Origin of the sequence: Stagnihabitans tardus, assembly GCF_009925085.1 — a bacterium.
In the GTDB taxonomy this organism is placed as follows: domain Bacteria; phylum Pseudomonadota; class Alphaproteobacteria; order Rhodobacterales; family Rhodobacteraceae; genus Stagnihabitans; species Stagnihabitans tardus.
This window is the reverse complement of record NZ_JAABNR010000052.1, coordinates 1-6,287: the sequence shown is the minus strand read 5'-3', so window position 1 is coordinate 6,287 and position 6,287 is coordinate 1. Positions and strand designations below refer to the sequence as shown.

The window sequence follows — 6,287 nt, the reverse complement described above, 5'->3', positions numbered from 1 at the left end:
AACGGCGTGCAGCTTGGTGTTCAGCCCGCCTTTCGTGCGCCCGATCGCCCGGCCGCGCCCCCCTTTTTCACCGCCAGGCTCGAGGCCGTGCGGTGGGCTTTCAGATACTTGCGCGGGCATGCTCGGATCAATGGCGCATGCCCGCTCACATCGATCATGACCGTCTTCTGCTCGGCAGCTTCCGAGGCCAGGCCCTCCATGATCCGGGCGAAGACACCCATGCCGCACCAGCGCTTCCAGCGGTTGTAGAGGGTCTTTGGGGGGCCATAGACGGAAGGGGCATCGCACCAGCGCAACCCGTTGCGATTGATGAAGATAATCCCGCTCAGAACGCGACGGTCATCCACCCTCGGGCGGCCATGACTCTTGGGAAAGAAGGGCCGAAGCCGGTCCATCTGGGCTTCGGTCAGCCAGAACAAGTTGCTCATAAATCAGGTCTCCTGGCCGACCGTGAATCACGGTCTTAGAGCGTGATCAATGGGTCCTGACCCTAGAGGACCAAAAAGTCCTGAGCAGTCAGTGGGAGCGCAGAGACCAAATGACATACTATGGAATCTGTAGAATCAATGCCATTGCCATTTCTGTCGAAAAAGACCAGCTTAGCTTCAGCATCATATATCAGTTTAGCAAGTCCATTTGCAACCGCAGCCGTTTTCGTTGTGAGCTCAAAAGCATCGAGATAGCCTTCTCCGAGGGTGGAAAAAATCTCTTTTGCAAGGACTACCGTATCTTCGCGTGGATTAAAGTCGAGAATGCTGTCATACAGCGGTGTGAGGTTATCAAACACAAAGCTATCCGCACCAGCGCCCCCAATCAGCATATCGCGTCCAAATCCTCCGACAAGGGTATCTGCACCTTTGAACCCAAAGAGTTGGTCGTTCCCCTTTCCGCCATGAAGGATTGCTTCCTTTTCTCCGCCGAAGATGGTGTCTTGCCCATCCCCACCCCTCAACGTGTCCCTCCCAGAACCTGAACGCAAGAAATCATTTCCCCCGCCTCCTTCGACGAGATCGTCCCCAGCATCCCCTGAGACTTTATCATTTCCGGCGCCCGAAAAGATTGCGTCGTGTCCCGATCCCCCTGTAACTGTATCATCTCCGAAGTACCCCATAATTGTGTCTGCGCCCATTTCTCCTGCAAGCCGATCCGAACTAGCGGAACCGAGCAATTCTTTCCCAACAGGAAGTTGGAAAACGACGCGCACTACCTCGAATGGCTTCAGGGTAAATTGCAGATTATGCCCACCCAAAAAATTCTCAGTATTTATATTCGAAAGCACAGCAATCGAGTTCGAATTCGACACGAGTTCTCCCTCGGGAATACCGAGCCTAACTGCTTCCGCAGAAACATACTCGTTCAGAATTCCCGATATGTCGATGTTAACAGTTTGGCTTACCTCTTGGCGAGATGAAACAAACAGAACGACCTTTGATTCTGAGCCAAACGCTTCCAACTCTACAGGTCCATTCTGAATCTCATATGGAAGCATTTCGGTCCCGACCAAAGACTCCGACATAAGTTTGAACGCTGCGCCGATAGGTGAGAGGTGCCATCCATCGGCGTTTCGTTGGAACAGGCCCGTGGTAAAGCCTTGAACTGGCCAAGCAAAAGCAGCGTCAACACCAACTTCAACCATATAAGAGAACTGCTCGATCAGGATCGAAGCTCCCCTTAGGCCAAGTTGACTCGTATTCGACAGAGCTAGATTCCACTCCGTCACATAGTAGTCTGTATCCCCGTAACCAGCGTCCGCCCATAGCTTATAGACAGCGTCGATCGACTGCATCGTCCATGTGTTCTTCTCAAGATAGAGACTTTCAGTCGAATAGTAGTAGTGACGAACGATTCCATCGATGCCCTCAATGGCCCTCGCATCTGTAATTTCCTCAAGCAAATTTATGTTCGACTGCTTGAGTCTTTCCGTATAAGTCATGCCTGAGTACATGCCATCGAGAAACTGAGGATCAAGGGGACATCCAACTTGAACTAGGATCTCAGGGCGACTGGCACCTTCAGGCAGAAGGCTATCAATCAACGCATCAATTTGCGGGATCAGATAGTTAACGACGCGCCCATATTCAGAGGCGGTCATCTTGCCGCCAGCCCAGTACTCGTTTCCGATTTCAATGCTTGCGATGGGTGTGTCAGGCAATGCGTCTATGCCGCTATCACCCTGTGTTAGAAGGCGCCGCACGAAGTTCAAAACTTGGCCTGCATAGTCTTGATCTATTTCCCTTGGGGTGTTCTCATTGTAGTTTGCTACGCCCGAATAAAGCCCTTTTGTCGGAATAACCATATTTACCGGCCTGCCAGAGACAACGCTGTATCCGAGGAACTCAGTTACTCCGACATAGTCTGGTGAGGAGTTCTTTCCAAGTGGTGGACTGTCTGGATTATTCACGTCAAAATTTAATTCAGTCATTGTCCCGCCTGGATAACGCAAGGCGGAAACGCCCAAAAACGCGGCTACAGAAGAAAAGTTGGAGTCGTCGCCGAAGAGTGCGTCATACCTGAAAAGCAGGTTTCCCCCGAACATTGAGTCCAATATTATTCCGGATGCAGGGTTCAAATCTCGGGTTTCCACCAGCATTTGCATATGCCTCTTCCAGACCACTTAGCGGCTCTAGTATGTCTAACGATTCGGGATTTTCGAATGTGCGGAGCAATAATTGGCTCTGCACCGTTCGCGAGGCTACTGCCTATATTCTGGATGATCGTTGAGAAATATTAACATTCCCTTTCTGTGATTAATTCATTAAGCTCGCCTAACGAAGGACTTACTTTCAATGTTGTCTATTTTTTAATAAAGTGAGAAATGGATTTTCCATGGATCTTAAATTCTTGGGGCCTCCAAGGCTTTGTTGCGCAAATGCTGTGAAGGATTCACTGTTTAAATTCAGTCCATTAGGGTCAGGAGCCATTGATCATGCTCTGCTGCCGTGATTCACGGTCGGCCAGGAGACCTGATCGATGAGCAACTTGTTCTGGCTGACCGAAGCCCCGATGGACCGACTTCGGCCCTTCTTTCCCAAAAGCCATGGCCGCCCTCGGGTGGATGATCGTCGCGTTCTGAGCGGGATTATCTTCATAAATCGCAATGGGTTGCGTTGGTGCGATGCCCCGGCTGTCTATGGCCCTCCGAAGACGCTTTACAACCGCTGGAAGCGCTGGGGCGGCATGGGTGTCTTCGCCCGGATCATGGAGGGCTTGGCCTCGGAAGCTGCCGAGCAGAAGACGGTGATGATCGACGCGACTTATCTGAAAGCCCACCGCACGGCCTCGAGCCTTGCGGTGAAAAAGGGGGGCGCGGCCGGGCGATCTGGCGCACGAAAGGCGGGCTGAATACGAAGCTTCATGCTGTGGCGGACGCCAAGGGGAGGCCGCTGAAGTTCCTCATGACGGCAGGTCAGGTCAGCGACTACATGGGCGCTGCCGCCCTGCTGCAGGATCTGCCACAGGCGGAGTGGCTCTTGGCTGACAGGTGTTACGATGCCGATTGGTATCGAGAAGCGTTGAAAGACAAAGGGATAAGGGTCTGCATCCCAGGGCGGAAGAACCGAAAGAAAAAGATCCGACATGACCGCCGTCGCTACAAACGACGCAATCGGATCGAGATCATGTTTGGCCGTCTCAAGGACTGGCGCAGGATCGCAACCCGCTAAGACCGTTGTCCCAAAGTCTTCCTCTCGGCCATCGCCCTCGCCGCAACTGTCATCTTCTGGCTCTGAAACTCAATGAGTCCTGACCCTAAGGTTTGCAGGCTAATGCTGGGTTAAACGGAGGATGTGGCGACCTGCGGTGTCAAAGGCTGCTGCGGGGTGCCGCGCAGGCTTGGCAAAGCAAAGCGACCACGAGACTGAACGCGACCCGAGTCCAAGAAGACGTGATTGGATCGGGGCGATTGGTCTATTGCGCACAAACAGGGAAGCAGCCCTTTTGTTGCGAGGCGCGACGGACCTGAGGGCGCGGAACGATATGGTATGAATAGCGATGATCTTGGCGAAAGGAGGGGCTAAACGACGAGACCGGAAGGCAGCTTTCCGCCCCCTGCGACGATCTGGCGGCGTCATCGAAACACTCTGGCCTCCAGCCACGGTTGGATTTGGTGTTGACCCCTGCCGTGCAGCTCCCGAAGGCCCGGATATCGTCAGCTTGCCGGGCGGGGCATAGGCAGGTCCGTCCTGCCGGGGCTTCCGATCGGACTGCCTTGCTGTGCCAGGACCTCAATCGCGCGACACATCCCATGGCGCCACCCAATCCCCCGGCACCCGCAACTCGACGCCCGCGTCCTCTTCGACAAGCTTGCAGACGGTCATCTCGCCCGCTTCCATCCCGTAGCGGGCGCCGGCCTCGCGAAAGCGGGCATGGGTGGCATCGGTCATCTCTGAGCGCACACCGGTGTCGTCCATCAACTCCTTGATCAGCGAAAGATCCTTCAGGCACAGCTTGATCGGGAAGGAGGGATCGTAATGGCCGGCAAAGATCGAGGGCACGTCATGGGAAAGGACGAAACTGTCCGCGGCACCGCCCTTCATCACCTCCCACCAGATGGCGGGGTCGAGGCCCGCGAGTTTGGCGCAGACCATGGCCTCGCCGATGGCCGCGGCATGGACCTTCCAGAGTTGGTTGTTCACCAGCTTGGCCACATAGCCGTTGCCATGGGGGCCGACCTTGCGCAGTTGCCCCATGGCTTCGATCACCGGGCGGACGGATTCGATATCGGCATCCTCTCCGCCCACGAACATCGGCATGTCGCCGCGGATCGCCGCATCGACCGAGCCCGTCACCGGGGCATCGACCGGGCGGCCGCCCTTGGCTACGAAATCCTTGACCAGCTCTCGCATGAATTTGGGCGAAGAGGTCGTCATGTCGATCCAGATCTTGCCCGCGCAATCGCCATGTATCAGCCCCATGGGCCCCTTCAGCACGGCCTCGCACTGCGGGGGGCCAAAGACCATCGAGACGACGCAGTCCACCTGGTCGATCACCGCCTTGGGGCTGTCCGCCCAGGTGGCCCCCAGGGCAAAGTGATCCGCCGCCGCCTCGGGGCGCAGGTCATGGACCACCGTCGGAAACCCCGCGCGCAGGATGTTCTTGGCGGCATTGCCCCCCATGGTGCCCAGACCGATGAAACCGACCTTCATGTTGGCCCTCCTGTTTTCGACGGGATAAGCTTTCGGACCAGCACCTGTAAAACAATATTCCCTTCTATCTGGCATCGGATTATCCAATGCCATGCACGACATCGACACCAAACTCCTGCGCGCCTTCCTGACCGTCGCGGCGGAACGCAGCTTCTCCCGCGCGGCGATGCGGCTGGGGTGTTCGCAGGCGACCATGTCGCAGCGCATCCTGCAGCTGGAGGCGCTTTTGGGCGTGGCGCTGTTGCGCCGCGACTACCATGACGTGACGCTGACCCCCGCCGGTCAGGACCTGCGGGCCGAGGCGCAGGCCCTGGTCGATGCCCATGACGGCCTTGTGGCCCGCGTGATGCGGGGGCGGGTCGCGGGCAGCGTCCGGTTGGGCATCGCCGAGGACTATGTCCTGCCGCTGCTGCCGCAGCTTTGGCGCAGGCTGGGGCAATTCCCGGGGGTGGAGATCGCGGTGGTGACCGGTCTCAGCCGCGATCTTTGTCGGCAGGTGGAGGCGCGCAGCCTGGATATGGCGGTCGTCACCCTGCCCGAAACCCTGCCGCTGGCCAAGGTCCTGGCCCGGCCGCCCCTGCTTTGGGTCGCAGCCCCCGGCTTCGAGATGCCGCAGGACGGTGTCCTGCCCCTGGCGCTTTTCCCCGAAGGCTGTGCCTTCCGCGCCACCGCCTTGCCACTGTTGACCCAGCTGCATCGGCTGGCCCTGGTCAGCGCCTCGGGCCAGGTCATCCACGCCGCCGTGGTCGCCGGACTGGCCGCCACGGTCATGGCGGCGGGAACGATCCCCCAGGACCTGGCCCCGCTGAACGGCCTGCCGGAGTTGCCGCTGACCTGTATCCAGATCGTCACCCGGGAGCAGGGGCTGTCTCCCGCCGGCGAGGCGGTGCGGGGGCTTGTCGAGGGTCTGTGGTAAGAGCGCCGGTGGGTCCCGGCCCGCATGCAGAGTCTAAGATCAAGGACACACTTTGGATGTTCCGGACTGCGACTCCTCTTCGAACTAAAGGAAGCCGAAGGTCCGCTTTCCGCCGAGGCTGTGTAAAAGCCCCGATTTATGCTATGCTTACGCATGGTTGGGAGGCTTTGCATGGCAGGTTTCATCGAGGGTGTCAGCCGAGATCAAACGACGCTTTTCCCGGAGCG

3 protein-coding genes and 2 pseudogenes are annotated in these 6,287 nt (G+C 57.4%); 2 read left to right on the top strand and 3 right to left on the bottom strand.

Features of this window, described 5'->3' with window-relative positions:
* Both GV832_RS21280 and GV832_RS21275 read right to left on the bottom strand, forming a co-directional pair.
* Positions 1–428 (bottom strand): annotated as a pseudogene (locus GV832_RS21280) (transposase); the annotation flags it as partial.
* A 62-nt stretch (positions 429–490) separates the two neighbouring features.
* A complete protein-coding gene (locus GV832_RS21275) occupies positions 491–2,596 on the bottom strand; it encodes a calcium-binding protein (RefSeq protein WP_168776879.1) in 2,106 nt (701 codons plus the stop codon).
* Between the two features lie 374 nt (positions 2,597–2,970).
* Here GV832_RS21275 and GV832_RS21270 point away from each other — a divergent pair.
* Positions 2,971–3,728, top strand: a pseudogene (locus tag GV832_RS21270) (IS5 family transposase).
* A 495-nt stretch (positions 3,729–4,223) separates the two neighbouring features.
* On the opposite strand, the gene GV832_RS21265 reads toward GV832_RS21270, so the two are convergent.
* On the bottom strand, positions 4,224–5,144 hold the full coding sequence (locus GV832_RS21265) for an NAD(P)-dependent oxidoreductase (protein WP_168776878.1): 921 nt from the start codon (positions 5,142–5,144) through the stop codon (positions 4,224–4,226).
* A gap of 91 nt (positions 5,145–5,235) precedes the next feature.
* Between GV832_RS21265 and GV832_RS21260 the strand changes: the two genes are divergently transcribed.
* Positions 5,236–6,060, top strand: coding sequence for a LysR family transcriptional regulator (locus GV832_RS21260; RefSeq protein ID WP_168776877.1), 825 nt, complete (start codon positions 5,236–5,238; stop codon positions 6,058–6,060).
* Positions 6,061–6,287 lie beyond the last annotated feature (227 nt).

What these genes read in the sequence shown, in the direction of transcription:
- GV832_RS21275 (WP_168776879.1), bottom strand. Translation starts at nt 2,596, where the DNA reads ATGCAAATGCTGGTGGAAACCCGAGATTTGAACCCTGCATCCGGAATA.
- GV832_RS21265 (WP_168776878.1), bottom strand. Translation starts at nt 5,144, where the DNA reads ATGAAGGTCGGTTTCATCGGTCTGGGCACCATGGGGGGCAATGCCGCC.
- GV832_RS21260 (WP_168776877.1), top strand. Translation starts at nt 5,236, where the DNA reads ATGCACGACATCGACACCAAACTCCTGCGCGCCTTCCTGACCGTCGCG.